The organism is Nostocoides veronense (genome assembly GCF_039531185.1).
Classification (GTDB): domain Bacteria; phylum Actinomycetota; class Actinomycetes; order Actinomycetales; family Dermatophilaceae; genus Nostocoides_A; species Nostocoides_A veronense.
In genome coordinates this window covers 1-1,295 of sequence record NZ_BAAAPO010000070.1, presented here as the reverse complement: position 1 = coordinate 1,295, position 1,295 = coordinate 1, and the positions used below count along the sequence as shown (strand labels likewise).

Sequence of the window (1,295 nt, the reverse complement as noted above, 5' to 3'; positions counted from 1 at the left end):
CGTTTCGGTGGTGTGGGTGGCCACGACGGCGATCCGCTCGTTGATGCCCTCCCGCAACGCCCGGCGCCGGGCGTTGCGGGAGGCCTGGACCTCCTTGAGGCTGACCTTCTGGTCGTGGTGGTCCTGGTTGATGGCCTTACAGACGAACTCCTCGTGGTCGAACACGCGGATCTCGGTGATGTCCCTGGGGTCGTAACGGATCACGACCGCCCGGCCGACATAGCCAGCCAGGGTCGGGGAGATGTAGCGCAGGCCCTGGAAGTGGATGCCATCGCGGCGCACCACCCTGGTCTGGGCGACGGTGAGCAGCAGCCCGTCGAGGTCCTCCAGGCTCTCCGGCATGCGCGGTAGCCAGCCATCGGCGATCCAGGCAGCGCGCGGGGAGGTGCCGAGCTCGCTGTGAGTCCGGTCGTTGTAGGTGATCACGAACTCCTCCAGCGCAGCGTCGAGCTCAGCCAGGGACAGCTTTGGCGTTGGCCAGGGGTGGCCCTCGGCGATGTACCCAGGCAGACCAGCCAGCAGCTCGGTGTTCACGGTCCCGAAGATCCTCTCCACCTTGCCGCGACCCTGAGGACGAGCGACAGCAGAGTGGATGAGCCGGATATGCAGGTCCACGGCTGTGCCGGTGAGTTGGTTGCTGATGAAGTCGCTGCCGTGATCGACGTAGAGCACATCGGGCAGGCCGCACATCGGCCAGGAGAGGACGGCCTTGTGCCAGATCGCCTGGCGCAGCGCCAAGGCGGTGTTCATCGCCGAGGGCGCGCCGAGGAAGACGGTGTAACCGCAGATCGCCCGGGAGTGGTCATCGATGATCGTGGTCAGCCATGGCCGGGCAGGCTTGCCGTCGGTGCCCACCACGAGGATGTCGAGCATCGTGTGGTCGGCCTGCCACATCGCATTGGGGTGCTCGGCCTGCCGTCGCAGCGCCAGTTCGTACTTGTCGCGATACGACGTCGGCCCTTCCAGGGCAAGGGTGACCATGCCCGGGTCGAGGTCGGCGATGATCGCGCGCACCACGCCATAGGAGGGCGCCGGCCATCCCCCCTCCTCGCAGATGGCGCTGATCTTGCGGTGGATGGTGATGATCGTCGGGCGGGGCTTGCTCAATGCCAGCCCCTCGATCAAGGACACGAGCTCGGAGGGCAGGTGATGGCTGCCGGCATCAGCGCGTCTTCGCGTACCGAGGCCCGTGTACCCCTCGGTGCGGTAGCGGGCGTGCCAGCGCTCCAGGGTGCGCAGCCCGACACCGGTGTCCCGGGCCAGGGCGGCGAGCGGGATCTGGTCCTCGACGTGAA

1 protein-coding gene is annotated in these 1,295 nt (G+C 67.4%); it reads right to left on the bottom strand.

Annotated features, from left to right (window positions below):
* Positions 1-1,295: Mu transposase C-terminal domain-containing protein (locus ABD225_RS18520; protein WP_344089162.1), on the bottom strand; the 1,295-nt coding region annotated here is incomplete at both ends.